The organism is Streptomyces sp. NBC_01003, from assembly GCF_045162695.1.
Classification (GTDB): domain Bacteria; phylum Actinomycetota; class Actinomycetes; order Streptomycetales; family Streptomycetaceae; genus Streptomyces.
Window position 1 is genome coordinate 7,212,046 of record NZ_CP108707.1, and the last position, 25,517, is coordinate 7,237,562.

A 25,517-nucleotide genomic window follows, 5' to 3' on the forward strand; every position below is an offset into this window, starting at 1 on the left:
GGCACTTCACCGGACTCTTCACCACGTGCGCGACGGGCACCCCGGCGGTGCGTGGGCGCCGCGCCGGAACTGAGAGGGCCCCTTGAGCCAGACCCGACACGTCCCGGTGATGCTCCAGCGCTGCCTGGACCTGTTGGCCCCGGCCCTCGCCGAGCCGGGCGCGGTCGTCGTCGACTGCACGCTCGGCCTCGGCGGACACAGTGAGGCCCTCCTCTCCACGTTCCCCTCCTGCCGCCTCGTCGGTCTCGACCGCGACAAGGAGGCCCTGCGCCTCTCCGGTGAGCGCCTCGCCCCGTTCGGCGACCGCGCCACCCTCGTACACGCCGTCTACGACGAGCTGCCCGAGGTCCTCGACCGGCTCGGCGTCCCGCGCGTGCAGGGCGTCCTCTTCGACCTGGGCGTCTCCTCCATGCAGCTCGACGAGGCCGACCGCGGCTTCGCGTACGCGCAGGACGCGCCGCTCGACATGCGCATGGACCAGACGACCGGAATGAGCGCCGCCGAGGTCCTCAACACGTACCCCCCGGGCGAGCTGGTGCGGATCCTGCGCGCGTACGGCGAGGAGAAGCAGGCCAAGCGGATCGTCTCGGCGGTCGTGCGCGAGCGCGAGAAGGAGCCGTTCAGCAACAGCGCCCGGCTCGTGGAACTGATCCGCGACGCGCTGCCGCAGGCCGCCAAGCGCACCGGCGGCAACCCCGCCAAGCGCACCTTCCAGGCCCTGCGCATCGAGGTGAACGGCGAGCTCAGCGTCCTGGAGCGGGCGATTCCGGCCGCCGTGCAGGCGCTCGCCGTCGGGGGACGTGTCGCGGTCCTTTCGTACCACTCGCTCGAGGACCGGCTCGTGAAGCAGGTGTTCGCGGCCGGCGCCGCGAACACCGCGCCGCCCGGGCTCCCGGTCGTCCCCGAGCGCTACCAGCCGCGGCTCAAGCTGCTCACGCGCGGCGCCGAGCTCCCCACGGAGGAAGAGGTCGCCGAGAACCGCCGGGCGGCCCCGGCGCGGCTGCGGGGTGCGCAGCGCATCCGCGAGGAGGTCGCCGGGTGAGTTCCGGGCGCGCGAGGAGGGGTCGATGAGTCCCAGGGGCGAACTGCGGGGGAGGGCCGCGCGACTCGCGCGGCTGCTGCCATCGGGGCCCGCGGGCGGCAGCCAGGCCGCCCGCACACCGTTCGTGCTCCTCGTCGTGCTCCTGCTCGGCGGCGGGCTGATCACGCTCCTGATGCTGAACTCTGCGCTCAACGAAGGGTCGTTCAGGCTGAACGACATCAAGAAGCAGACGACCGACCTCACCGAGGACGAGCAGGCGCTCCAGCGCGACGTCGACGCCTACGCGGCCCCCGACTCCCTGCAGCGCCGCGCCCGCGAGCTGGGCATGGTCCCCGGCGGCGACCCGGCCTTCCTCAACCCCGACGGCACCGTGCGCGGCGTCCCCGGCGCGGCGGCCCCCTCCGCGCTGTGGCGACCCGCGCCGCCCCCGCCCGAGGTCGTGGGCAGGACTCCGAGCGCCTCGCCGACCCCGTCAGCGACCCCCAAGGCCACGCCGAACCCCACGTCCTCGCAGGTGAAACCCGCGCCCTCGACCTCCGGCAGGTGACGGAATGACCGACAGGGAGCCCCCGCGACGCCGGGTCCCAGCGCCCGCGAGGAACGGCCGCCCAGGACCCCGGCGCCCCAGCCCCGGCGCGCGGCGCCCGCGCCCGGCCCCCGTCAAGGCGCCCGCCGCCCTGCGCCTCGGCAGCCCGCGCCCCCGGCTGCGCATGGTCAGCCTCGGCCTCACCCTCGTCCTCATCGCCTTCGTCGTACGCCTGCTCCAGGTGCAGGCCGTCGACGCCAGCGCGTACGCGGCCAAGGCCGAACAGCACCGGTACGTCGAGCACGTCCTCGCGGCCGAGCGCGGCGGGATCACGGACCGCAGTGGCGTCGCGCTCGCCACCAGCGTGGACGCGTACGACATCACGGCCGACCCCACGATGTTCCGGCCGGCGGACACCGTGGCCGGCAAGAACACCCCGCCCCCGGTGGTGCCGGGGGACGCGCCCGAGCAGGCCGCGGCGCTCCTCGCCCCGATCCTCGGCATGGACGCCGACGTGGTCGCGAAGAAGCTGCGGACCCCCAGGACGCGCTACGTCCTGCTGGCCCGCCGCCAGACCCCCCAGGTCTGGAAGCAGATCAAGGACCTCAAGAGCACGCTCGCGGAGAAGGCGGACCGGGAGAAGTCGGCGAGCGTCATCGCCGGAGTCTTCGCCGACCCCAGCAGCAAGCGCGTGTACCCGAACGGCGATCTGGCCGCCGGGATACTGGGCTGGGTCAACGCCGACGGCAAGGGCGGCGGCGGGGTCGAGCAGCAGCTGAACAAGGATCTCGCGGGCAAGCCCGGCAAGATCAAGTACGCCCAGTCCGGCGGCCGCCAGGTGCCCACGGCCGGCAGCAACGAGCAGCCCGCCGTGCCCGGTTCGGAGATCGAGCTCACCATCGACCGCGACATCCAGTGGGCCGCCCAGAAGGCCATCACCGACCAGGTGAAGAAGTCCGGCGCGGACCGCGGCTACGTGATGGTGCAGGACACCCGGACCGGTGAGGTCCTGGCGATGGCCAACGCGCCCGGCTTCGACCCCAACGACCTCTCGCAGGCCAACTCCACCTCCATGGGCAACGCCGCGCTCCAGGACGCGTACGAGCCCGGCTCCACCGCGAAGGTCATGTCGATGGCCGCCGTGCTCGAGGAGAACGCGGCCACCCCGGACACACATGTCACGGTGCCCAACCGGCTGCACCGCGGCGACCGGCTCTTCCAGGACGACATCGACCACCCCACCTGGCACCTCACGCTGAACGGCGTGCTCGCCAAGTCCAGCAACATCGGCACCATCCTGGCCACGGGCCAGCTCGGCAAGACCCAGCCCCAGGCCAACCAGGTGCTCTCGTCGTACCTGCGCAAGTTCGGCATCGGCCGCCCCACCGGCCTCGACTTCCCGGGCGAGACCCCGGGCATCCTGGCCCCCGCCGACAAGTGGTCGACCTCGCAGCAGTACACGATCCCTTTCGGCCAGGGTTTCTCCATCAACGCGATGCAGGCGGCCTCCGTCTACTCGACCATCGCCAACGGCGGCGTACGCGTGGAGCCCACCCTCGTCCGCGGCACCAAGGGACCCGACGGCAGGTTCACCCCGGCCCCGAAACCCAAGGAGAACCGGGTCGTCAGCGCGAAAACGGCCAAGAGGGTCGCGCAGATGCTCGAGTCCGTCGTGGACGACGAGGAGGGCACCGGCGCCAAGGCGCGCATCCCCGGCTACCGTGTCGCCGGAAAGACCGGCACGGCCAACCGAGTAGATCCGGCCACCGGCAGATACAAGGGCTACACCTCGTCCTTCGCCGGTTTCGCCCCCGCCGACCAGCCCCGCGTCACCGTCTACTGCGCGATCCAGAACGCCACCAAGGGCAGCTACTTCGGTGGCCAGATCTGCGGCCCCATCTACAAGCAGGTCATGGAGTTCGCCCTCAAGACGCTCCAGGTCCCGCCCACCGGCGCCGAGCCCGCCCGGTTGCCCGTCAGCTTCCAGCCCTGATCCGAGCCCCGAGAGTGACCAGGTACAGCCCGTGACAACGATCACCCCGGACCCCGGGAACCAGCCCGCGCCACGCCCCTCGCTTCGCTCCATGGGCGGTGCGCCCGGTACGCTCACCGCCGTGCCACAAGCTGATCAGTCCCAAACCACCCAGAAGGGCGCTCCCGTGACATATCCGGGACCGCCGCGACCGGTGCAGGCCACCGCGACGCGACTTGCCGATCTCGCAGATCAGCTGGGTGTCCCCGCGCCCGAAGAGCCCACGGCGTCGACGGGGAGCACCGGCATCACGCACGACTCGCGCGCCGTGCGCCCCGGCGACATCTACGCGGCCCTGCCCGGCGCCCGCTTCCACGGCGCCGACTTCGCCGCCCAGGCCGCGAGCCTCGGCGCCGTCGCCGCCCTCACCGACCCGTCGGGCGCCGAACGCGTCGAGGCGGCCGGTCTGCCGGCCCTCGTCGTGGAGAACCCGCGCGGCCGGATGGGCGAGCTGGCGGCCACGATCTACGGCCACCCCGGCCGCGATCTGCTCCAGATCGGGATCACGGGCACCTCCGGCAAGACCACGACGGCCTACCTCATCGAGGGCGGCCTGCGCACGATGCGCAGCACCGGACTCATCGGCACCGTCGAGATGCGCATCGGCGACGAGCGCATCAAGTCGGAGCGCACCACCCCCGAAGCCACCGACCTCCAGGCGCTGTTCGCGGTGATGCGCGAGCGCGGCGTGGACGCGGTCGCCATGGAGGTCTCCAGCCACGCCCTCGTGCTCGGCCGGGTCGACGGCTGCGTCTTCGACGTGGCGGTCTTCAACAACCTGAGCCCGGAACACATGGAGTTCCACTCCGACATGGAGGACTACTTCCGGGCCAAGGCGCAGCTGTTCACGCGTGCACGCAGCAAACAGGGCGTCGTGAACTTCGACGACGAGTACGGCCGCCGCCTGGTCGGCGAGTCCGAAGTGCCCGTCGTGACCTTCTCCGCCGAGGGCCACCCGGACGCCGACTGGCGCGCCGAGGACGTCGAGGTCGGCCCGTTCGACTCCGCCTTCGTGGCCGTCGGCCCCAAGGGCGAGCGGATCACCGCCAAGTCCCCGCTCGCCGGGCCGTTCAACGTGGCCAACGCGCTCGCCGCGATCGTCGCGCTCGCCGTCGCGGGCATCGACCCGCAGCAGGCCGCGGACGGCGTCGCCGCCGTGCCGGGCGTCCCCGGCCGCCTGGAGCGCGTCGACGCCGGCCAGCCCTACCTCGCGGTCGTCGACTACGCGCACAAGACCGACGCCGTCGAGTCCGTGCTGCGCGCGCTGCGCAAGGTCACCGAGAACAAGCTGCACATCGTGCTCGGCTGTGGCGGCGACCGTGACATCACCAAGCGGATGCCGATGGGCGCCGCCGCCGCCCGGCTCGCCGACACCGCCGTACTGACATCGGACAACCCCCGCTCCGAGGACCCCCTCGGGATCCTCGCCACGATGCTCGCCGGCGCCGCCGAGGTGCCGGCCCACGAGCGCGGCGAGGTCCAGGTCTTCGAGGACAGGGCGGCGGCCATCGCCGCCGTGGTCGCCCGCGCACAGCCGGGCGACACCGTCCTGATCGCGGGCAAGGGCCACGAGCAGGGCCAGGACATCGCCGGGGTGGTGCGTCCCTTCGACGACCGCCTGGTGCTTCGCGAAGCTATCCAGCAAACCCAGGGATGAAGTTGTGATCGCCCTCTCCCTCGCCGAGATCGCCACAGTCGTCGGCGGGCAGACGTACGACATACCGGATCCGTCCGTCCAGGTCACCGGACCGGTCGTCAGGGACTCCCGTGAAGTGGAGCCCGGCAGCCTCTTCGTCGCCTTCGTCGGCGAGCGCGTCGACGGCCACGACTACGCGGCCGCCGTGGTGGACGCCGGAGCGGCCGCGGTGCTCGCCTCGCGCCCGGTCGGGGTGCCCGCCATTGTCGTCGACGACGTGCAGGACGCCCTCGGCGCGCTGGCTCGCACCGTCGTCGAACGGCTCGGCGCCACCCTCGTCGCGCTCACCGGTTCCGCCGGCAAGACCAGCACCAAGGACCTGATCGCCCAGGTCCTGCGCCGCAAGGCGCCCACGGTCTTCACGCCGGGCTCGTTCAACAACGAGATCGGCCTGCCGCTGACCGCGCTGAGCGCCACCGACGACACCCGCTACCTCGTCCTGGAGATGGGCGCGCGCGGCAAGGGCCACATCCGGTACCTCACCGGTCTGACCCCGCCGAGGATCGGCGTCGTCCTCAACGTCGGCACCGCGCACATCGGCGAGTTCGGCGGCCGCGAGCAGATCGCCGAGGCCAAGGGCGAGCTCGTCGAGAGCCTGCCGGCCGACGGCACCGCGATCCTCAACGCGGACGACCCGCTGGTCCGCGCGATGGCCTCCCGCACGAAGGCGAAGGTGCTGCTCTTCGGAGAGGGCGCCGACGCCGACGTACGCGCCGAGAATGTCCGGCTCACGGAGAACGGACAGCCTTCCTTCAGCCTTCGCACACCCTCCGGGTGCAGCGACGTGACCTTGCGCCTGTACGGTGAGCACCACGTGTCGAACGCGCTCGCCGCGGCCGCCGTCGCCCATGACCTTGGCATGTCCGTGGAGGAGATCGCCCTCGCGCTCTCCGAGGCGGGCACACTGTCCCGCTGGCGTATGGAGGTCACCGAGCGCCCGGACGGCGTGACAGTCGTCAACGACGCCTACAACGCGAACCCCGAGTCCATGCGAGCCGCTCTGCGGGCGCTCGCAGCGATGGGCAGGTCCCGGCGGGCAAAGGGGGGTCGTACATGGGCGGTGCTCGGTCACATGGCCGAGCTCGGGGACGAGGCGCTGGCCGAGCACGACGCGGTCGGACGGCTTGCCGTCCGGCTCAACGTCAGCAAGCTCGTGGCAGTCGGGGGCAGGGAAGCGTCCTGGCTGCAACTGGGCGCCTATAACGAGGGTTCGTGGGGTGAGGAGTCGGTGCACGTGTCCGACGCACAGGCGGCTGTCGACCTATTGCGCAGCGAGCTGCGCCCGGGTGACGTCGTGCTCGTGAAGGCCTCGAGGTCGGTGGGCCTGGAGAGCGTCGCGCAGGCGCTGCTCGCCGTCGACGGCGACAACGTGGGCGAGGTTGCTGCCCGATGATGAAGCAGATCCTCTTCGCGGGTGTGATCGGGCTCTTCCTGACCCTGATCGGGACGCCCCTGCTGATCAAGCTCCTTGCGCGCAAGGGCTATGGCCAGTACATCCGTGACGACGGCCCGCGCGAGCACCATGCCAAGCGCGGTACGCCGACGATGGGTGGTATCGCCTTCATCCTGGCGACGTTCATCGCGTACTTCATGAGCAAGATCATCACCGGCGCCGCGCCGACCCTGTCGGGCCTGCTGGTGCTCGGTCTGATGGGCGGCATGGGCCTGGTCGGCTTCCTCGACGACTACATCAAGATCGTCAAGCGCCGCTCGCTCGGCCTGCGGGCCAAGGCGAAGATGGCCGGACAGCTGACCGTCGGCATCGCCTTCGCGGTGCTCTCGCTCCAGTTCGCCGACAACCGCGGCAACACCCCGGCCTCCACGAAGCTCTCCTTCGTGCAGGACTTCGGCTGGACGATCGGCCCGGTCCTGTTCGTGGTCTGGGCGCTGTTCATGATCCTCGCGATGTCGAACGGCGTGAACCTCACGGACGGTCTCGACGGCCTCGCCACCGGCGCCTCCGTGATGGTCTTCGGCGCGTACACCTTCATCGGTGTCTGGCAGTTCCAGGAGTCCTGCGCCAACGCGCAGACCCTCACCAACCCCGCCGCCTGTTTCGAGGTCAGAGACCCACTCGACCTGGCGGTCGTCGCATCCGCCCTGATGGGCGCCTGCTTCGGCTTCCTGTGGTGGAACACCTCGCCCGCGAAGATCTTCATGGGTGACACCGGCTCCCTCGCGCTCGGCGGCGCCCTCGCGGGTCTGGCCATCTGCTCCCGCACGGAGTTCCTGCTCGCTCTGCTCGGCGGCCTGTTCGTCCTGATCACCATGTCCGTGGTCATCCAGGTCGGCTCCTTCCGGCTCACCGGCAAGCGCGTCTTCCGCATGGCGCCACTGCAACACCACTTCGAACTCAAGGGCTGGTCCGAAGTCCTTGTGGTGGTCCGCTTCTGGATCATCCAGGGCATGTGCGTGATCGTCGGACTCGGCCTCTTCTACGCGGGATGGGCAGCCGACAAGTGACCACTGGGTCCGACTGGCAGAACAAGCGAGTCACCGTCGCCGGTCTCGGCGTGAGCGGCATCAGCGCCGCCCGCGCCCTGGCCGGCCTCGGCGCGTCGGTCACGGTCGTGGACGGCGGCGACAGCGAGGCGCACCGCGCCAAGGCGGCCGAGCTCGCGGAGCTCGGCGTCGCGGCCCGACTCGGGGACGCCGAAACGCTCCCCGAAGGCACCGAACTCGTCGTCACGTCACCGGGCTGGAAGCCCTCGTCCCCGCTCTTCGCGGCGGCGGCGCAGGCAGGCGTGGACGTCGTCGGGGACGTGGAGATCGCCTGGCGCCTGCGCGGCCCCGGCGCCGCTCCCTGGCTCGCCATCACGGGCACCAACGGCAAGACCACCACGACGCAGATGCTCGCGTCGATCCTGGAAGCGGCGGGCCTGCGCACGGCCGCCGTCGGCAACATCGGCACGCCGATCATCGACGTCGTACTCGAAGGCGACGACGCGTACGACGTGTTCGCCGTCGAGCTCTCCTCCTACCAGCTGCACTGGGCGCCGTCGCTGCGCGCCCACTCCGGGGCGGTCCTCAACCTCGCGCCCGACCACCTCGACTGGCACGGCTCCATGGAGGCGTACGCCGCCGACAAGGGCCGTATCTACGAGGGCAATCAGGTCGCCTGCGTCTACAACGTCGATGCCACCGACAAGCCGTCGACCGAGGACCTGGTCCGCGAGGCCGACGTCGAGGAGGGATGTCGCGCGATCGGCTTCACCCTCGGCACGCCAGGCCCCTCCCAACTCGGCGTCGTGGACGGCATCCTGGTCGACCGGGCCTTCGTCGACAACCGGCACAAGAACGCCCAGGAGCTCGCCGAGGTCGCGGACGTCAACCCGCCCGCCCCGCACAACATCGCGAACGCCCTCGCGGCAGCCGCCCTCGCACGCGCCTTCGGCGTCGAGCCCGCCGCCGTACGCGACGGACTGCGCGCCTTCACGCCGGACGCGCACCGCATTGCGCACGTCGCCGACGTCGACTCAGTCGCCTATGTCGACGACTCCAAGGCGACCAACACCCATGCCGCGGAAGCCTCTTTGGCCGCGTACGAGTCGATCGTGTGGATCGCGGGCGGGCTCGCCAAGGGCGCGACCTTCGACGAGCTCGTCACCAGGTCGGCCAAGCGGCTGCGCGGGGTCGTCCTGTTCGGCCAGGACCGCGCGCTGATCCGGGAAGCCCTCGCGCGACACGCCCCTCACGTCCCGGTGGTCGACCTCGACCGGACCGACACTGGGGCGATGTCGCAGGCGGTCCGGGAGGCCGCGCGGCTCGCCCGGCCGGGGGACACCGTGCTGATGGCCCCGGCCTGTGCGTCGATGGACATGTTCACCAACTACAACAAGCGTGGCGACGCGTTCGCGGAAGCGGTCCGCGAACTCGGCTCCACGGGCGTCTGACGGGGCCTTCGGGTGCCCGGTGACGCCGGGCACCCTCGGGAGGGGATCGTGGCAGCGTCATCGTCGTACAGCGGTGGGGTGAGCTGATGCCCGGCAGCAGCGCGCGGGCGGCCCGGCGGTCCCCGGCGGCGCGACCCCCGAAGAAACCGGCCGGGCCGGCCCGCGTCAGCCCCGTACGGCGCCTCTACACCCAGGCCCGCCGCGCCTGGGACCGCCCCCTCACCGCGTACTACCTGATCCTCGGCTCCAGCCTCCTGATCACCGTGCTCGGCCTGGTGATGGTCTACTCGGCCTCGATGATCACGGCCCTGCAGAACGGGCTGCCCAGCTCGTACTACTTCCGCAAGCAGTTCCTCGCGGCGGTGATCGGCGGGGCACTGCTGTTCGCCGCCATGCGGATGCCGGTGAAGCTGCACCGCGCGCTGGCCTACCCGCTGCTCGCCGTCAGTGTCTTCCTGATGGTCCTCGTGCAGGTGCCGGGGATAGGAGTCTCCATCGGGGGCAACCAGAACTGGATCTCGCTGGGCGGCCCCTTCATGCTCCAGCCCAGCGAGTTCGGGAAGCTGGCCCTCGTCCTGTGGGGCGCGGACCTCATGGCGCGCAAGCACGACAAGCGGCTGCTCACCCAGTGGAAACACATGCTGGTGCCGCTCGTCCCGGTGGCCTTCCTGCTGCTCGGACTGATCATGCTCGGCGGCGACATGGGCACGGCGATCCTGCTCACCGCCATCCTCTTCGGACTGCTCTGGCTGGCCGGGGCGCCCACCCGTCTGTTCGTCGGTGTGCTCTCCGTCGCGGCCGCCATCGGCGTCTTCCTCATCAGGACCAGCCCGAACCGCATGGCACGCCTGTCCTGCCTCGGCTCCACGGACGCGGGCCCCGACGACATCTGCTGGCAGGGACTGCACGGCATCTACGCCCTCGCTTCGGGCGGATTCTTCGGATCCGGGCTCGGTGCGAGTGTGGAAAAATGGGGCCAACTCCCCGAAGCGCACACCGACTTCATCTTCGCCATCACCGGTGAGGAACTGGGCCTTGCGGGGACGCTGTCGGTGCTCGCCCTGTACGCGGCTCTAGGCTATGCGGGTATCCGCGTGGCCGGACGCACGGAGGACCCCTTCGTGAGGTACGCCGCGGGTGGCGTGACCACCTGGATCACGGCTCAGGCCGTGGTCAATCTCGGTGCGGTGCTCGGTCTCCTGCCGATCGCCGGTGTCCCGCTCCCGCTGTTCTCGTACGGGGGGTCAGCGTTGCTGCCGACCATGTTCGCCGTTGGGCTTCTGATCGCGTTCGCGCGGCAGGAACCCGCGGCGCGGGCGGCCCTGGCCATGCGGCAGCCTCGGATGAGATGGAACACGATGCGACGGCGCGCCACGGCGCGTACGTCCGGAGAGCGGTGAATTTCGGTGCATGTCGTACTCGCCGGCGGGGGGACCGCCGGCCACATCGAGCCCGCGCTCGCCCTCGCGGACGCCCTGCGCAGGCAGGACCCGACCGTGGGCATCACGGCCCTCGGTACGGAGAAGGGGCTCGAGACGCGGCTCGTACCCGAGCGCGGATACGAACTCGCGCTGATCCCCGCCGTACCGCTGCCGCGCAAGCCAACCCCTGAACTGATCACCGTCCCGGGCCGGCTGCGCGGCACGATCAAGGCGGCCGAGCAGATCCTGGAGCGCACCAAGGCGGACTGCGTCGTCGGCTTCGGCGGCTATGTCGCTCTGCCCGGCTACCTCGCGGCCAAGCGCCTCGGTGTGCCGATCGTCGTGCACGAGGCCAACGCCCGCCCCGGCCTCGCCAACAAGATCGGTTCCCGCTACGCCGCGGCCGTCGCGGTCTCGACGCCCGACAGCAAGCTGCGCGGCTCCCGCTACATCGGCATCCCGCTGCGCCGCACCATCGCCACGCTCGACCGGGCGCGCGTACGGCCCGAGGCGCGCGCCGCCTTCGGCCTCGACCCGAACCTGCCGACGCTCCTCGTCTCCGGCGGCTCCCAGGGCGCCCGCCGCCTCAACGAGGTCGTCCAGCGGGTGGCTCCGCTGCTCCAGCAGTCCGGCATCCAGATCCTGCACGTCGTCGGCCCGAAGAACGAACTGCCGCATGTCCAGCAGATGCCGGGGATGCCCCCGTACATCCCGGTACCGTACGTGGACCGGATGGACCTCGCGTACGCCGCGGCCGACATGATGCTCTGCCGCGCGGGCGCGATGACCGTCGCCGAACTCTCCGCCGTCGGGCTCCCCGCCGCCTACGTCCCGCTGCCCATCGGCAACGGCGAACAGCGGCTCAACGCCCAGCCGGTGGTCAAGGCCGGCGGCGGACTGCTGGTCGACGACGCGGAACTGACGCCCGAGTGGATCATGGGCAACGTCCTGCCCGTGCTCGGCGACCCGCACCGGCTGTACGGGATGTCCCGCGCCGCCTCCGAGTTCGGCCGCCGGGACGCCGACGAGCTGCTCGTCGGCATGGTGCGCGAGGCGATCGCCTCGCGCCACCGCCAATAACACACCGGCGAGTGAGCCGAAGGGGCGCGCCGGGCTCTCGCCACCGGTCGAGGCGCCCCTGAGGTGAACCGAGCCAGGAACGGGAGTGCGCGTGGCCGGACCGACGACCGCAGACCGCGGCGAGCGGCACAAGCCGAAGTCCGGCCCGCCCCGGCCCCCTCGGCGCCGCCTGCGCCTGCGGCGCCCGCGCCTCCTGATCGTGACGGGGGTCGCGCTCCTCCTGCTGGGCGCCGGCACCATCTGGCTCCTGTACGGCTCTCAGTGGCTGAGGGTGGAGCGCGTGACGACCTCGGGGACCGGAATCCTGACGCCCGCTCAAGTGCGTGCGGCCGCAGCCGTTCCGGTCGGCGCCCCGCTGATTTCCGTCGATACGGGCGTCATTGAGGACCGTCTTCGCCGGAAATTGCCCCGGATCGACTCGGTTGAGGTCACGCGTTCCTGGCCGCACGGAATCGGATTGAAAGTGACCGAACGCAGGCCGGTCCTGATTGCCGAAAACGGTAAAAACGGCAGTAAGGGCGGAAATCCTGAAGGGGGCACCAACGCGGGCAAGTTCGTCGAAATTGACGCCAAGGGTGTCCGTTTCGCGACCGTGCAGAAGGCCCCCCGGGGCGTTCCCCGACTGGAATTGACGCCGGATCAGTCGGGCGCCGCGGCAAGCCTTCGGCGCTTCGGGCCCGACCGTCTGGTGCGTGAGGCGGTCCGCGTCGCGGGCGATCTGCCCCCGGCCGTGGCCCGTGACACCCGTGCGGTCAGGGTCCGTTCGTACGACGATGTGTCCGTGGAGCTGAGCGGCGGCCGCACCGTCGCATGGGGAAGTGGTGAGAAGGGCGACACCAAGGCGACCACGCTCACTGCCCTCATGAAAGCGGCCCCGAAGGCGCGGCACTTCGACGTAAGTGTCCCCACCGCCCCTGCGTCATTGGGCAGTTGACGCACATCAGCGCAGGCCAGCACCCTGGTTGGGCACTGCTACGGCTGATCACATAGGGTGAAAAGAAAAACGGGAGGTTCGGCGTGTTCGTTGAACGTGCGCCACTTGTCGACTTAGTGTCCTGTTCGGAAGAGTCCAGGGAACAGACACACTGGTAACCCTAAACTTCAGCGTTAGGGTTCGGGTCGGCAGGCAAGCAGTCCGGGCCGCCCCATTTCGGCATCAGTCGTCGCAACGTGCCAATGCGAGGCGGCGACACGTAACTCGAGGCGAGAGGCCTTCGACGTGGCAGCACCGCAGAACTACCTCGCAGTCATCAAAGTCATCGGTGTCGGCGGCGGTGGTGTCAATGCCATCAACCGGATGATCGAGGTCGGTCTCAAGGGCGTCGAGTTCATCGCCATCAACACCGACGCGCAAGCCCTGTTGATGAGCGACGCGGACGTCAAGCTCGACGTCGGCCGTGAACTCACCCGCGGACTCGGCGCCGGAGCCAATCCGGCCGTCGGACGCAAGGCGGCCGAGGATCACCGCGAGGAGATCGAGGAGGTCCTCAAGGGGGCCGACATGGTCTTCGTCACCGCCGGCGAAGGCGGTGGCACCGGCACTGGCGGCGCACCTGTCGTCGCCAACATCGCACGCTCGCTGGGCGCCCTGACGATCGGTGTGGTCACCCGGCCGTTCACCTTCGAGGGCCGGCGCCGGGCGAACCAGGCGGAGGACGGCATCGCCGAGCTCCGCGAAGAGGTCGACACCCTCATCGTCATCCCCAACGACCGTCTCCTGTCCATCTCGGACCGGCAGGTCTCCGTCCTCGACGCCTTCAAGTCGGCTGACCAGGTCCTGCTGTCCGGTGTCCAGGGCATCACCGACCTGATCACCACGCCCGGCCTGATCAACCTCGACTTCGCCGACGTCAAGTCGGTCATGTCCGAGGCCGGTTCAGCGCTCATGGGCATCGGCTCCGCCCGAGGCGACGACCGCGCGGTGGCCGCCGCGGAGATGGCGATCTCCTCGCCGCTCCTCGAAGCGTCCATCGACGGCGCCCGCGGCGTGCTGCTCTCCATCTCCGGCGGCTCCGACCTCGGTCTCTTCGAGATCAACGAGGCGGCGCAGCTGGTCAGTGAGGCCGCACACCCCGAGGCCAACATCATCTTCGGCGCCGTCATCGACGACGCCCTGGGCGACGAGGTGCGGGTCACGGTCATCGCGGCCGGCTTCGACGGCGGGCAGCCGCCGTCCAAGCGGGACAACGTGATCGGCGGCGCGTCCGCCAAGCGCGAGGAGCCGGCACCGCGAGCCACCGAGGCCCGCCCGTCCTTCGGCAGCCTGGGCAGCGTCACCCCGCGCGACGAAGCGAAGGCTCCGGAGCCCGTCGAGGCCGCCCCGGCGAACGAGATGACGTCCGCCCCGGTCGCCCAGCCGCAGGTTCCGTCGGCCCGTCCCTACCAGGACAGCCAGGCCGAAGAGCTGGACGTGCCGGACTTCCTGAAGTGACCGGCACAAGTGACCTGCAGAAGTGACTTCCTGAAGTGATAGGACAGCGCGACCACGCGAGCGGCGCCCACTTCGCCTTCACCGACCGGTGGGGCGGGGTGAGCGCCGCTCCGTACGAGGAGCTCAACCTCGGCGGCGCGGTCGGCGACGACCCGGCCGCCGTCCACGCCAACCGCAAGAGGGCGGCGCAGTCGCTCGGCTTCGACCCGGCGCACGTGGTCTGGATGAACCAGGTGCACGGCCCGGACGTCGCGGTGGTCGACGGGCCCTGGGGTACGGCCGCCGACATCCCGTCCGTCGACGCGATCGTCACCGCACGGCGCGGACTCGCTCTCGCCGTGCTCACCGCGGACTGCACTCCGGTCCTGCTCGCCGACCCCGTCGCGGGAATCGCCGCCGCCGCCCACGCCGGACGCCCCGGCATGGCCGCCGGAGTCGTCCCCGCGGCGGTCGCGGCGATGGTGGAACTCGGCGCCGAACCCGCCCGCATCGTGGCCCGCACCGGCCCCGCGGTCTGCGGGAAGTGCTACGAAGTCCCGGACGGGATGCGCGCCGAGGTGGCCGCCGTGGAACCCGCGGCGTTCGCCGAAACCAGCTGGGGCACTCCTGCCGTCGATGTGACCGCCGGAGTGCATGCCCAGCTGGAGCGGCTCGGGGTGCGTGACCGGCAGCTGTCGCCGGTGTGCACCCTGGAGTCGCACGACCACTTCTCGTACCGCCGCGACCGCACCACCGGTCGGCTCGCAGGCTATGTCTGGCTGGACTGATGGGACATGACGGACCGTAAGGCTCAACTCGCAGCAAATCTGGCACAGGTGGAGGAACGCATCGCTTCGGCATGCGTCGCCGCAGGCCGTAAGCGCGAGGAAGTGACCCTGATCGTGGTCACGAAGACGTACCCCGCGAGCGATGTGCGGATCTTGTCGGAACTCGGTGTGCGCGATGTCGCCGAGAACCGCGACCAGGACGCGGCGCCCAAGGCGGCGGAATGCGCTGACCTGCCGCTCCGGTGGCACTTTGTCGGTCAGCTGCAGACCAACAAGGTTCGCTCCGTGGTCGGTTATGCCGATGTCGTGCAGTCCGTCGACCGCTCGAAGCTCGTCACGTCGCTGTCGACGGCGGCCGTGCGCGCGGAGCGCGAACTCGGCTGTCTGATCCAGGTCGCACTCGACGCCGGGGAGAACGGGCGGGGCGAGCGCGGTGGCGTGGGGCCGGGCGGAATCGGGGAGTTGGCGGCACTTGTGGCGGACGCTCCCGGTTTGCGCCTCGACGGTCTGATGACGGTCGCACCGCTCACCGGCCCGTACGCGGATCGCCAACAGGCCGCGTTCGAGCGGCTGATGGATTTGTCGACTGACCTGCGCCGGGCTCATCCGGCTGCGAACATGGTGTCAGCAGGGATGAGTGCGGACCTCGAACAGGCCGTGGCGGCCGGAGCGACACATGTGCGCGTCGGTACGGCGGTACTCGGAGTCCGACCCAGGCTCGGGTAACGTCGCCAAGAAGTCGGACCACAGCAGAAAATATGGTCATTCTCGCTGATGGGCGGGGAGATCGCGTGGATCGCAGGCACTTCGGTTGACGTCAGCCGATCCACCACAGAGCGGAGGACTCAGAGCAATGGCCGGCGCGATGCGCAAGATGGCGGTCTACCTCGGCCTCGTGGAGGACGATGGGTACGACGGCCGGGGCTTCGACCCCGACGACGACTTCGAGCCCGAGCTGGACCCCGAACCCGAGCGGGACCGTAGGCGGCACGAACCCTCGCATCAGTCGCACAACACTCATCAGCCACACCAGTCCCAACGGGACGAATCGGTACGAGTGGTGCCGCCCCCCGCCCAGCGCGAACCGGTCCCGCTGCCCGCGGAATCCGGACGTCCGGCGCGAATCGCCCCCGTGGCATCCATCACACCTGAACGCCAGAGCCTGGAGAAGAACGCACCGGTGATCATGCCCAAGGTTGTGTCCGAGCGGGAGCCCTACCGCATCACGACGCTGCACCCCCGGACGTACAACGAGGCCCGTACCATCGGGGAACACTTCCGTGAGGGCACTCCTGTGATCATGAATCTGACGGAGATGGACGACACCGACGCGAAGCGACTTGTCGACTTTGCCGCCGGTCTCGTCTTCGGTCTGCACGGCAGCATTGAGCGGGTGACGCAGAAGGTGTTCCTGTTGTCGCCTGCTAACGTCGATGTCACGGCAGAGGACAAGGCCCGCATCGCAGAGGGCGGGTTCTTCAATCAGAGCTGAGACGCAGCACCGGTGAAGTGCCGGTGCAGTACTTGCAACGAGGCACGAGACACAGGGGAGAGGGAACCGCGGACATGAGCGTGGTTTTGGATGTTGTCTACATCGCGCTGATGTGTTTCCTCATCGTGCTGATCTTCCGGCTGGTCATGGACTACGTCTTCCAGTTCGCCCGCTCGTGGCAACCCGGCAAGGCGATGGTGGTCGTACTTGAGGCCACCTACACTGTCACTGATCCACCGCTCAAGCTTCTGCGGCGGTTCATTCCGCCGCTGCGTCTCGGGGGCGTGGCGCTCGACCTGTCCTTCTTCGTACTGATGATCATCGTCTACATCCTGATCTCCGTCGTGAGCCGGCTGTGAACGATACGGTCTTGCCGAATGCCGACGACTACGTTGAGGTGAAGAGATGCCGTTGACCCCCGAGGACGTGCGGAACAAGCAGTTCACGACCGTCCGCCTCCGAGAAGGCTATGACGAGGACGAGGTCGATGCCTTCCTCGACGAGGTCGAAGGCGAACTGACTCGCCTTCTCCGAGAGAACGAGGACCTGCGCGCGAAGCTCGCCGCAGCCACCCGCGCCGCTGCGCAGAACCAGCAGCAGGGCGGCATGCGCAAGCCTCCGGAACCGCAGGACCAGCGCGGTCCCGGTGCGCCGGTGCCCGCCGCAATATCGGGTCCGCAGCCGGTGCAGCCGCAGCAGCAGATGGGTGGCCCCATGGGCGGCCCGCCCCAGCTGCCCAGCGGTGCGCCGCAGCTGCCCGCAGGCCCCGGTGGACACGGTCCGCAGGGTCCCGGCCAGCAGGGTCCCGGCCCGATGGGCCAGGGTCCGATGGGCCAAGGTCACCCCGGCCAGGGTCACCCCGGACAGAACCAGCTCGGTCAGGGCCAGATGGGCCAGGGCCAGCTGCAGCAGCAGATGGGCGGCCCGATGGGCGGTCCCATGGGTGGCCCCATGGGCGGTCACGGTCCGCAGATGCCGCAGCCCGGTCAGGGCCCCGGTGGCGACAGCGCCGCCCGTGTCCTCTCCCTTGCGCAGCAGACCGCCGACCAGGCGATCGCGGAGGCCCGTTCCGAGGCCAACAAGATCGTCGGCGAGGCCCGCAGCCGCGCCGAGGGTCTCGAGCGTGACGCCCGCGCCAAGGCCGACGCCCTGGAGCGGGACGCGCAGGAGAAGCACCGCGTCGCGATGGGCTCCCTGGAGTCCGCCCGCGCCACGCTGGAGCGCAAGGTCGAGGACCTGCGTGGCTTCGAGCGCGAGTACCGCACGCGTCTGAAGTCCTACCTCGAGTCGCAGCTGCGTCAGCTGGAGACCCAGGCCGACGACTCGCTGGCTCCCCCGCGGACGCCGGCAGCCGCGTCGCTGCCGCCGTCGCCCGCGCCTTCCATGGCGTCGGCCGGTGCGGGTGCCCCGTCCTACGGCGGCAACCAGACCATGGGCGGCAACCAGCCTCCGGCCGGTCCGTCCTACGGTGGCCAGCAGCAGATGTCGCCGGCGATGACCCAGCCGATGGCGCCGGTGCGGCCGCAGGGTCCCGCGCCGATGCAGCAGGCTCCGTCGCCGATGCGCGGTTTCCTCATCGACGAGGACGACAACTGACGGGCGTGACCACGCCTTAGGCGTCGGCAGCGTTCAAGGGCCGGGCCCCCGGATTTCCGGGGGCCCGGCCCTTTGCCGTGTTCAGGGTGCGCCAGCGAGGTGCAGAAACGTTCATCTGTGCGTGAGTACGAAACGCCGAAGGCCCGGTCCCGCCAAGATCTTTGGCGGGACCGGGCCTTCGGTCGTGGGTTACGCCTTGCGCAGGCGGAACGTGAGGGCGAGCGGCTCGTCCGTGAATGTCTCGCCGTAGGCGTCGTCGGCCTCGCCCTGGGCGAAGTCCGTGGCGAGCACCTCGTCCGCGATCAACGTGGCGTGCTCGGACAGGGCCGAGACGACCGCGGGCTCCGTGGACGTCCACCGCAGGGCGATCCGGTCCGCGACGTCCAGGCCGCTGTTCTTACGGGCCTCCTGGATCAGGCGGATCGCGTCACGGGCCAGGCCCGCCTGACGCAGCTCCTCCGTGATCTCCAGGTCCAGCGCCACCGTCGCGCCGGAGTCCGAGGCGACGGACCAGCCCTCGCGCGGGGTCTCCGTGATGATGACCTCGTCGGGGGCCAGCGTGATCGTCTCGCCGTCGACCTCGACCGACGCCGTGCCTTCGCGCAGGCCGAGCGAGAGCGCGGCGGCGTCCGCTTCCGCGACCGCCTTCGCGACCGCCTGGACGCCCTTGCCGAACCGCTTGCCCAGGGCGCGGAAGTTCGCCTTGGCGGTCGTGTCGACCAGGGAGCCGCCGACCTCGGAGAGCGACGCCAGCGAGGAGACGTTGAGCTCCTCGGTGATCTGGGCGTGCAGCTCCGGGTTGAGCGTCTCGAAGCCCGCGGCCGCGACCAGCGCGCGGGACAGCGGCTGACGGGTCTTGACGCCCGACTCCGCGCGCGTGGCGCGGCCCAGCTCGACGAGGCGGCGGACGAGGACCATCTGCCGCGACAGGTCCGGGTCGATGGCGGAGAGGTCCGCCTCCGGCCAGGTGGACAGGTGGACCGACTCGGGGGCGTCCGGCGTGACCGGGACCACCAGGTCCTGCCAGACCCGCTCCGTGATGAACGGCGTCAGCGGCGCCATCAGACGCGTGACCGTCTCGATGACCTCGTGCAGGGTGCGCAGGGCCCCCTTGTCGCCCTGCCAGAAGCGGCGGCGCGAGCGGCGCACGTACCAGTTCGACAGGTCGTCGACGAACGAGGAGAGCAGCTTGCCGGCGCGCTGGGTGTCGTACGCCTCCAGCGCCTGCGTCACCTGGTCGGTGAGCGCGTGCAGTTCGGAGAGCAGCCAGCGGTCGAGCAGGGTGCGGTCGGCGGGGGCCGGGTCGGCCTCACTGGGGGACCAGTCCGACGTGCGGGCGTACAGGGCCTGGAAGGCGACCGTGTTCCAGTACGTCAGGAGGGTCTTGCGGACCACTTCCTGGATCGTGCCGTGGCCGACGCGGCGCGCGGCCCAGGGGGAGCCGCCGGCGGCCATGAACCAGCGCACGGCGTCAGCGCCGTGCTGGTCCATCAGCGGGATCGGCTGGAGGGTGTTCCCCAGGTGCTTGGACATCTTGCGGCCGTCCTCGGCGAGGATGTGGCCGAGGCACACGACGTTCTCGTAGGACGACTTGTCGAAGACGAGCGTGCCGACCGCCATGAGGGTGTAGAACCACCCGCGGGTCTGGTCGATGGCCTCCGAGATGAACTGCGCCGGGTACCGGCTCTCGAAGAGCTCCTTGTTCTTGTACGGGTAGCCCCACTGCGCGAACGGCATCGAACCCGAGTCGTACCAGGCGTCGATGACCTCGGGCACGCGCGTGGCCGTCTTCTCGCACTGGGGGCACGCGAAGGTGACCTCGTCGATGAAGGGGCGGTGCGGGTCGAGGTCCGCCAGGTCGGTGCCGGTCAGCTCGCCGAGCTCGGCCAGCGAGCCGACGCAGGTGAGGTGGTCGTCCTCGCAGCGCCACAGCGGGAGGGGGGTGCCCCAGTAGCGGCTGCGGGACAGCGCCCAGTCGATGTTGTTGTTCAGCCAGTCGCCGAAGCGGCCGTGCTTCACGTTCTCCGGGAACCAGTTGGTCTTCTCGTTCTCCTGGAGAAGGCGGTCCTTGATCTCCGTGGTGCGGATGTACCAGGACGGCTGCGCGTAGTAGAGCAGCGCCGTGTGGCAGCGCCAGCAGTGCGGGTAGCTGTGCTCGTACGGGACGTGCAGGAAGAGCAGGCCGCGGTCCTTGAGGTCCTCGGTGAGCTTCTCGTCCGCCTTCTTGAAGAAGACACCGCCCACGAGCGGGACGTCCTCCTCGAAGGTGCCGTCGGGACGGACCGGGTTCACCACCGGCAGGCCGTACGACTTGCAGACCTTGAGGTCGTCCTCACCGAACGCGGGGGACTGGTGGACGAGACCGGTGCCGTCCTCGGTCGTGACGTAGTCGGCGTTGACCACGTAGTGGGCCTCGGCCGGGAACTCCACGAGCTCGAACGGGCGTTGGTACTTCCAGCGCTCCATCTCGGCGCCGGTGAAGGACTCGCCGGTCTTCTCCCAGCCCTCGCCGAGCGACTTCTCGACGAGGGGTTCGGCGACGACGACCTTCTCGTTGCCGTCCGTCGCGACGACGTAGGTGACGTCGGGGTGCGCGGCGACCGCCGTGTTCGAGACGAGCGTCCAGGGGGTCGTCGTCCAGACGAGGAGCGAGGCCTCGCCGGCCAGCGGACCGGAGGTGAGCGGGAAACGGACGTAGACGGAGGGGTCGACGACCGTCTCGTAGCCCTGTGCCAGCTCGTGGTCCGAGAGCCCGGTGCCGCAGCGGGGGCACCAGGGGGCGACCCGGTGGTCCTGGGTCAGCAGGCCCTTGTTGAAGATCTCCTTGAGCGACCACCACACGGACTCGATGTACGCGGGGTCCATCGTGCGGTACGCGTCGTCGAGGTCGACCCAGTAACCCATGCGGGTCGTCAGGTCGGTGAAGGCGTCGGTGTGCCGGGTCACGGACTCGCGGCACATGGCGTTGAACTCGGCGATGCCGAACGCCTCGATGTCCTTCTTGCCGTTGAAGCCGAGCTCCTGCTCGACCGCCAGCTCCACGGGCAGGCCGTGGCAGTCCCAGCCGGCCTTGCGGGCCACGTGATAGCCGCGCATGGTGCGAAAGCGCGGGAAGACGTCCTTGAAGACGCGGGCCTCGATGTGGTGGGCGCCCGGCATGCCGTTGGCCGTGGGCGGGCCCTCGTAGAACACCCACTCGGGGCGTCCCTCGGACTGCTCCAAGCTCTTGGCAAAGATCTTCTGCTCGCGCCAGAAGTCGAGCACGGCGTGCTCGAGGGCGGGCAGGTCGACCTGGGCGGGCACCTGGCGGTACGTCATCGATCTTCCTCCGGCGGACACTGTTTCTTCCGTCTCCGTCGGAGGGACGAGAGCTTCGTCTGTGACGTACGCCGTGTGCGGCGCGCTCCCGCGGTACCACCCTCCTTGGCCCTCCGGGGCGCTGACTGCTCCGGTGAGCCCCCTCATTGGGGTCGCGATGCCGGCTCTACTCGCCCCGCGAGCGGGGCTTTCTTCCGGCGGCTCCGGGGTGATCTTCGCGTCGCGCTCGCCCCCGGGCTTCCACCGTCCCCGGGTCGCTCTTGGCTGCGTACGCCGCTACTCGGCCCCATCCACGCTTCTCGCTCCGCCCAGTGTACGGGGCGTGGGCGCACGCGGCCGACCGGTTTCGGGGCGGGCGGCGGCGGGGACCCGGGGCGGCCGGTGTCAGGCGTGCTGGGGGATCTCGTCCTTGAGGTTGCTGCGGATCATGTTCCGCAGCTCGGGGGTGTCGGTGTGACCGTGGACGGACACGGAGTGCTCGGCCGCGGCGCGGACCACCTCGTCCTCCTCACCCGTGATCGCGAGGGTGCAGTTCGTCTCGCTCGGCACGTCACGGCAGTCGACTACTTTGCGCATGATGATGCACCTTCTCTATTTATGCCTCAGTTTATTCCTCTGAGGTGTTGCCGTACGGGCTCGTCAGGGCTCTTGCCGGGCTGGTCACGGCCTCGCGGGCTGACCCGAATGGCGACACGGGGCCCGACGGATCGCGGGGCCGGGCGCCTCGGCGGATTACCCGGCGGGGAGCTGGGCACAACGCTTGCAAGTCTGCCGCGCGGGACGTGCGGGGCGGGCGCATCGGGCGGTGTGCCCCGTTGCCGCGGGTCAGAAGTCGATTTATCGTCCCAGCACGATTCGCGAGCAAGATCACAAAATGTGAAGGGGCCGCGGCCATGGTGGCGAAAAAGAGACCGGCGGGGGTGCGTGAGGCATCCGCCGGCGCGAAGGTCGCGGTCGAGGAGGAGGTGCCTGGCAAGGCGGCGGCCGACGCGGCCCCGGCCGCGAAGAAGCCGGCCGCCGGGAAGAAGAGCATCGCGTCGAAGACGGCGGCCAAGAAGAGCGCGGCGGCCACGAAGACCGCTACGAAGAGCGCGGCCGCCAAGAAGACGGCGAAGGCCGCGAAGGCGGCGGCCGAGACCGTAACCAAGACCGCCGGTCCCACCAAGACCGCCGGTCCCACCAAGACCGCCAACAAGACCGCTCAGAAGGCAAAGGCTGCGAAGGCCACGCACAGCGCGAAGACCGCGCAGGCCTCCGAAGAAGCGGAAAGCGTCGTCGCCGAGGAGGGCGCGGCCGGGAGAACGGGCGCCAGGAAGAGCGCGGTCAAGAAGGCCACTGGCCACAAGAGCGCGGAGAAGAAGGCGGTCGCGTCCGCGGCCGATGGCGCGGCGTCGGCCGCGGAGACGACGGGAGCCACGACTGTGGTTGCGAAGAAGACCCCCGGCACGGCCACGGCGAAGAAGCCCCGCGCGGTGCCGAACGCGCGGATCGCGGCCGTGGAGCCGGGCGAGCTCGCGGTACGGCCGGGCGAGGACCCCTGGACCCCGGCCGAGGTCGCGGAGGCGCGGGCGGAGCTCCAGAGCGAGGCGCTGCGCCTGAACAGCGAGATCGAGTCGTCGGAGAAGGCACTCGTCGGGCTCATGAGGGACTCCGGGGACGGCGCCGGCGACGACGAGGCGGACACCGGCACGAAGAACATCACGCGGGAGCACGAGCTGTCGCTGGCCGCGAACGCCAGGGAGATGCTCCAGCAGACCGAGCGCGCCCTGGAGCGGCTCGACGCGGGCACGTACGGGATCTGCGAGAACTGCGGGAACCCGATCGGCAAGGCGCGGATGCAGGCCTTCCCGCGGGCGACCCTGTGCGTCGAGTGCAAGCAGAAGCAGGAGCGCCGTTACTGACCCGGCGGCGCGCTCCGTCATGGAGTCGCTCCTGGGCTGCTGAGGGCGTACGTGTGTGCCGTACTCTCGTCCTCAGTCAGGTACCTAGGTTGAGGGACTCACGTGGCAGAGGCGGAGCGCGTCATCGGTACTCCGGACACCCCGGATGCGGGGGCAGACGGGCCGGACAACGGCGGGGAGGCCCAGGAGCGGCCCAAGGGCAAGCGGAAGATCGCCGTGCTGTTCGCGGTGGCCGCCCTCGCGTACGCCCTCGACCTGGTCAGCAAGATGATCGTGGTCGCGAAGCTGGAGCACCACGAGCCGATCGAGCTCCTCGGTGACTGGCTGCGGCTCGAGGCGATCAGGAACGCGGGCGCCGCGTTCGGCATCGGCGAGGCCTTCACGATCATCTTCACCGTGATCGCCGCGGCCGTGATCGTCGTGATCGCCCGGCTCGCCCGCAAGCTCTACAGCCTGCCCTGGGCGATCGCGCTCGGGCTGCTCCTCGGCGGGGCGCTCGGCAATCTCACCGACCGGATCTTCCGTTCGCCCGGCGTCTTCGAAGGGGCCGTGGTCGACTTCATCGCGCCGAAGAACTTCGCCGTGTTCAACCTCGCCGACTCGGCGATCGTGTGCGGCGGCATCCTGATCGTGCTCCTGTCGTTCCGGGGCCTCGACCCGGACGGGACCGTCCACAAGGACTGAGCGACCTGGGGCTTTCCCCTCGCGCGGTCCGGAGTGTCGGCGGGCTCCTGCATACTCAATGGGTGAGCACGATTCCCGAGATCCGAACCCTGCCCGTGCCCGACGGCCTGGAGGGCGAGCGCGTAGACGCCGCCATCTCCCGCATGTTCGGCTTCTCCCGCACCAAGGCCGCCGAGCTCGCCGCGGCGGGGAAGGTCGCGGTCGACGGCTCGGTGGTCGGGAAGTCCGAGCGGGTGCACGGCGGTGCCTGGCTCGAGGTGGAGATGCCGCAGGCGCCTGCCCCGGTGCAGATCGTCGCCGAGCCCGTCGAGGGCATGGAGATCGTCCATGACGACGACGACATTGTCGTGATCATGAAGCCGGTCGGCGTCGCCGCGCACCCCAGCCCCGGCTGGACCGGGACGACCGTGATCGGCGGCCTCGCTGCCGCCGGGTACCGGATCTCCACGTCCGGCGCCGCCGAGCGCCAGGGCATCGTCCACCGGCTCGACGTCGGCACCTCCGGCCTCATGGTCGTCGCCAAGTCGGAGCGCGCGTACACGACGCTGAAGCGCCAGTTCAAGGAGCGCGTCGTCGACAAGCGCTACCACGCGCTGGTGCAGGGCCACCCGGACCCGATGAGCGGCACGATCGACGCCCCCATCGGGCGCCACCCGAACCACGACTACAAGTGGGCCGTGACGGCCGAGGGCAAGCCCTCCGTCACGCACTACGACCTCATCGAGGCGTTCCGCGCCGCCAGCCTCCTCGACATCAAGCTGGAGACGGGGCGCACGCACCAGATCCGCGTGCACATGTCCGCCCACCGGCACCCCTGCGTCGGCGACCTGACGTACGGCGCCGACCCGACGCTCGCCAAGCGGCTCGGCCTCACCCGGCAGTGGCTGCACGCCGTGCGCCTCGGCTTCGAGCACCCGGCCGACGGCGAGTGGGTCGAGTTCTCCAGCAGTTACCCCGAGGACCTGCAGACGGCCCTGGACCGCGTCCGGGCCGAGAGCTCGTGACCGCGCCGCAGCCCTCTTCCGGGTACGTGGTGCGGGTCGCCGACAGCGAGGCCGACCGCAAGGCGTGCTTCGCCGTGCGCCAGGAGGTCTTCGTTATCGAGCAGCGGGTTCCTCAGGAGCTCGAGTACGACGAGTACGACGCCGGTTCGGGCACGGTGCACGTGCTGGCGCTGCGCGCCGACGGTGAGCCGCTCGGCACGGGGCGACTGCTGACCGGCGCCGCCGCAGTGGCGAAGAACGGCGGGGACGCCGGGGTCGGCGCGCTCGGTCGGCTCGCGGTGGCGAAGGCCGCGCGCGGGCTCGGCGTGGGCGCGGCCCTCGTGCGGGCCATCGAGGACGCCGCGGCGGAGCGTGGGCTCGTCGCCGTGGACCTGCACGCGCAGACACATGCGCTGGGGTTCTACGAGCGCCTCGGCTATGCCGTGTACGGGCCGGAGTTTCCCGACGCGGGGATTCCGCACCGGGCGATGCGGAAGGCGCTGGGACAGCCGGACGCCCCCTAGGGCCTCTCGTTTGGATCACGCCGGGCTCGCGGGTTCTGTGATCCGGCCTGATCCGAACGAAAGACCCCAGGGCCGCGCGGCCTGGTCCCAACGGCACCGACTCGCGCCACAAATCACCACAGAGCGACGTG

At 70.3% G+C, this 25,517-nt stretch carries 22 protein-coding genes; 20 read left to right on the top strand and 2 right to left on the bottom strand.

The window, feature by feature from the left end:
• Positions 1 to 82: 82 nt before the first annotated feature.
• The 16 genes from rsmH (at position 83) to OG698_RS32915 (ending at position 17,976) form a co-directional block, all read left to right on the top strand.
• Positions 83 to 1,042 carry a 16S rRNA (cytosine(1402)-N(4))-methyltransferase RsmH gene (gene rsmH, locus OG698_RS32840; RefSeq protein WP_329574101.1) on the top strand — a complete coding sequence of 320 codons (960 nt, stop codon included), beginning with the start codon at positions 83 to 85 and terminating at the stop codon, positions 1,040 to 1,042.
• 25 nt (positions 1,043 to 1,067) lie between these two features.
• A complete protein-coding gene (locus tag OG698_RS32845; RefSeq protein ID WP_329574103.1) occupies positions 1,068 to 1,589 on the top strand; it encodes a hypothetical protein in 522 nt (173 codons plus the stop codon).
• Positions 1,590 to 1,593: 4 nt separating this feature from the next.
• Positions 1,594 to 3,561: a peptidoglycan D,D-transpeptidase FtsI family protein gene (locus OG698_RS32850; protein WP_406107317.1), complete on the top strand. Its 1,968-nt coding sequence runs from the start codon at positions 1,594 to 1,596 to the stop codon at positions 3,559 to 3,561.
• Positions 3,562 to 3,592: 31 nt separating this feature from the next.
• Positions 3,593 to 5,257 carry a UDP-N-acetylmuramoyl-L-alanyl-D-glutamate--2,6-diaminopimelate ligase gene (locus tag OG698_RS32855; protein WP_406107318.1) on the top strand — a complete coding sequence of 555 codons (1,665 nt, stop codon included), beginning with the start codon at positions 3,593 to 3,595 and terminating at the stop codon, positions 5,255 to 5,257.
• 4 nt (positions 5,258 to 5,261) lie between these two features.
• Entirely contained in the window at positions 5,262 to 6,689 is a 1,428-nt protein-coding gene (gene murF / locus OG698_RS32860) for a UDP-N-acetylmuramoyl-tripeptide--D-alanyl-D-alanine ligase (RefSeq protein ID WP_406107320.1), read from the top strand.
• Positions 6,686 to 7,759 carry a phospho-N-acetylmuramoyl-pentapeptide-transferase gene (mraY, locus tag OG698_RS32865; RefSeq protein WP_100592220.1) on the top strand — a complete coding sequence of 358 codons (1,074 nt, stop codon included), beginning with the start codon at positions 6,686 to 6,688 and terminating at the stop codon, positions 7,757 to 7,759. The genes murF and mraY overlap by 4 nt, the downstream gene beginning before the upstream one ends.
• Positions 7,741 to 9,189: a UDP-N-acetylmuramoyl-L-alanine--D-glutamate ligase gene (gene murD / locus OG698_RS32870; RefSeq protein ID WP_406107321.1), complete on the top strand. Its 1,449-nt coding sequence runs from the start codon at positions 7,741 to 7,743 to the stop codon at positions 9,187 to 9,189. The genes mraY and murD overlap by 19 nt, the downstream gene beginning before the upstream one ends.
• Before the next feature lie 86 nt (positions 9,190 to 9,275).
• The gene (gene ftsW / locus OG698_RS32875) at positions 9,276 to 10,589 is read left to right on the top strand and encodes a putative lipid II flippase FtsW (RefSeq protein ID WP_406107323.1); all 1,314 of its coding nucleotides are present in this window, start codon (positions 9,276 to 9,278) and stop codon (positions 10,587 to 10,589) included.
• 6 nt (positions 10,590 to 10,595) lie between these two features.
• Positions 10,596 to 11,690 (top strand): undecaprenyldiphospho-muramoylpentapeptide beta-N-acetylglucosaminyltransferase, encoded by a 1,095-nt coding sequence (gene murG, locus OG698_RS32880; protein ID WP_406107324.1) that lies wholly within the window; start codon positions 10,596 to 10,598, stop codon positions 11,688 to 11,690.
• A gap of 91 nt (positions 11,691 to 11,781) precedes the next feature.
• Entirely contained in the window at positions 11,782 to 12,624 is an 843-nt protein-coding gene (locus OG698_RS32885) for a cell division protein FtsQ/DivIB (protein WP_406107325.1), read from the top strand.
• A 285-nt stretch (positions 12,625 to 12,909) separates the two neighbouring features.
• Entirely contained in the window at positions 12,910 to 14,121 is a 1,212-nt protein-coding gene (ftsZ, locus tag OG698_RS32890; RefSeq protein ID WP_399970022.1) for a cell division protein FtsZ, read from the top strand.
• 35 nt (positions 14,122 to 14,156) lie between these two features.
• Entirely contained in the window at positions 14,157 to 14,888 is a 732-nt protein-coding gene (gene pgeF / locus OG698_RS32895) for a peptidoglycan editing factor PgeF (RefSeq protein WP_406107327.1), read from the top strand.
• A 6-nt stretch (positions 14,889 to 14,894) separates the two neighbouring features.
• Complete coding sequence (locus OG698_RS32900; RefSeq protein WP_356283406.1) at positions 14,895 to 15,614, top strand: YggS family pyridoxal phosphate-dependent enzyme; 720 nt, start codon at positions 14,895 to 14,897, stop codon at positions 15,612 to 15,614.
• A gap of 127 nt (positions 15,615 to 15,741) precedes the next feature.
• A complete protein-coding gene (locus OG698_RS32905) occupies positions 15,742 to 16,380 on the top strand; it encodes a cell division protein SepF (RefSeq protein WP_100592227.1) in 639 nt (212 codons plus the stop codon).
• Positions 16,381 to 16,454: 74 nt separating this feature from the next.
• Positions 16,455 to 16,739, top strand: coding sequence for a YggT family protein (locus tag OG698_RS32910; protein WP_033318070.1), 285 nt, complete (start codon positions 16,455 to 16,457; stop codon positions 16,737 to 16,739).
• A gap of 46 nt (positions 16,740 to 16,785) precedes the next feature.
• On the top strand, positions 16,786 to 17,976 hold the full coding sequence (locus OG698_RS32915) for a DivIVA domain-containing protein (protein WP_383092348.1): 1,191 nt from the start codon (positions 16,786 to 16,788) through the stop codon (positions 17,974 to 17,976).
• Positions 17,977 to 18,165: 189 nt separating this feature from the next.
• Here the strand turns inward: OG698_RS32915 and ileS are convergent, their stop codons facing one another.
• Positions 18,166 to 21,294 (bottom strand): isoleucine--tRNA ligase, encoded by a 3,129-nt coding sequence (gene ileS, locus OG698_RS32920; protein WP_406107330.1) that lies wholly within the window; start codon positions 21,292 to 21,294, stop codon positions 18,166 to 18,168.
• Positions 21,295 to 21,678: 384 nt separating this feature from the next.
• Positions 21,679 to 21,870 carry a DUF1059 domain-containing protein gene (locus OG698_RS32925; protein ID WP_100592229.1) on the bottom strand — a complete coding sequence of 64 codons (192 nt, stop codon included), beginning with the start codon at positions 21,868 to 21,870 and terminating at the stop codon, positions 21,679 to 21,681.
• Positions 21,871 to 22,214: 344 nt separating this feature from the next.
• Here OG698_RS32925 and OG698_RS32930 point away from each other — a divergent pair, with 344 nt between their 5' ends.
• The 4 genes from OG698_RS32930 (at position 22,215) to OG698_RS32945 (ending at position 25,386) form a co-directional block, all read left to right on the top strand.
• On the top strand, positions 22,215 to 23,195 hold the full coding sequence (locus OG698_RS32930) for a TraR/DksA family transcriptional regulator (RefSeq protein WP_406107331.1): 981 nt from the start codon (positions 22,215 to 22,217) through the stop codon (positions 23,193 to 23,195).
• 102 nt (positions 23,196 to 23,297) lie between these two features.
• A complete protein-coding gene (gene lspA / locus OG698_RS32935; RefSeq protein WP_399970032.1) occupies positions 23,298 to 23,879 on the top strand; it encodes a signal peptidase II in 582 nt (193 codons plus the stop codon).
• A gap of 62 nt (positions 23,880 to 23,941) precedes the next feature.
• Positions 23,942 to 24,883, top strand: a complete 942-nt coding sequence (locus OG698_RS32940; RefSeq protein ID WP_399970034.1) for an RluA family pseudouridine synthase — start codon at positions 23,942 to 23,944, stop codon at positions 24,881 to 24,883.
• A complete protein-coding gene (locus OG698_RS32945) occupies positions 24,880 to 25,386 on the top strand; it encodes a GNAT family N-acetyltransferase (protein WP_406107333.1) in 507 nt (168 codons plus the stop codon). The genes OG698_RS32940 and OG698_RS32945 overlap by 4 nt, the downstream gene beginning before the upstream one ends.
• Positions 25,387 to 25,517 lie beyond the last annotated feature (131 nt).

Excerpts from the sequence above, each read along its gene's own strand:
- murD (WP_406107321.1), top strand. The coding sequence starts at position 7,741 with ATGGGCAGCCGACAAGTGACCACTGGGTCCGACTGGCAGAACAAGCGA.
- ileS (WP_406107330.1), bottom strand. The coding sequence starts at position 21,294 with ATGACGTACCGCCAGGTGCCCGCCCAGGTCGACCTGCCCGCCCTCGAG.
- OG698_RS32900 (WP_356283406.1), top strand. The coding sequence starts at position 14,895 with ATGACGGACCGTAAGGCTCAACTCGCAGCAAATCTGGCACAGGTGGAG.
- mraY (WP_100592220.1), top strand. The coding sequence starts at position 6,686 with ATGATGAAGCAGATCCTCTTCGCGGGTGTGATCGGGCTCTTCCTGACC.
- ftsW (WP_406107323.1), top strand. The coding sequence starts at position 9,276 with ATGCCCGGCAGCAGCGCGCGGGCGGCCCGGCGGTCCCCGGCGGCGCGA.
- OG698_RS32905 (WP_100592227.1), top strand. The coding sequence starts at position 15,742 with ATGGCCGGCGCGATGCGCAAGATGGCGGTCTACCTCGGCCTCGTGGAG.
- OG698_RS32925 (WP_100592229.1), bottom strand. The coding sequence starts at position 21,870 with ATGCGCAAAGTAGTCGACTGCCGTGACGTGCCGAGCGAGACGAACTGC.
- OG698_RS32915 (WP_383092348.1), top strand. The coding sequence starts at position 16,786 with ATGCCGTTGACCCCCGAGGACGTGCGGAACAAGCAGTTCACGACCGTC.
- OG698_RS32850 (WP_406107317.1), top strand. The coding sequence starts at position 1,594 with ATGACCGACAGGGAGCCCCCGCGACGCCGGGTCCCAGCGCCCGCGAGG.
- OG698_RS32910 (WP_033318070.1), top strand. The coding sequence starts at position 16,455 with ATGAGCGTGGTTTTGGATGTTGTCTACATCGCGCTGATGTGTTTCCTC.
- OG698_RS32845 (WP_329574103.1), top strand. The coding sequence starts at position 1,068 with ATGAGTCCCAGGGGCGAACTGCGGGGGAGGGCCGCGCGACTCGCGCGG.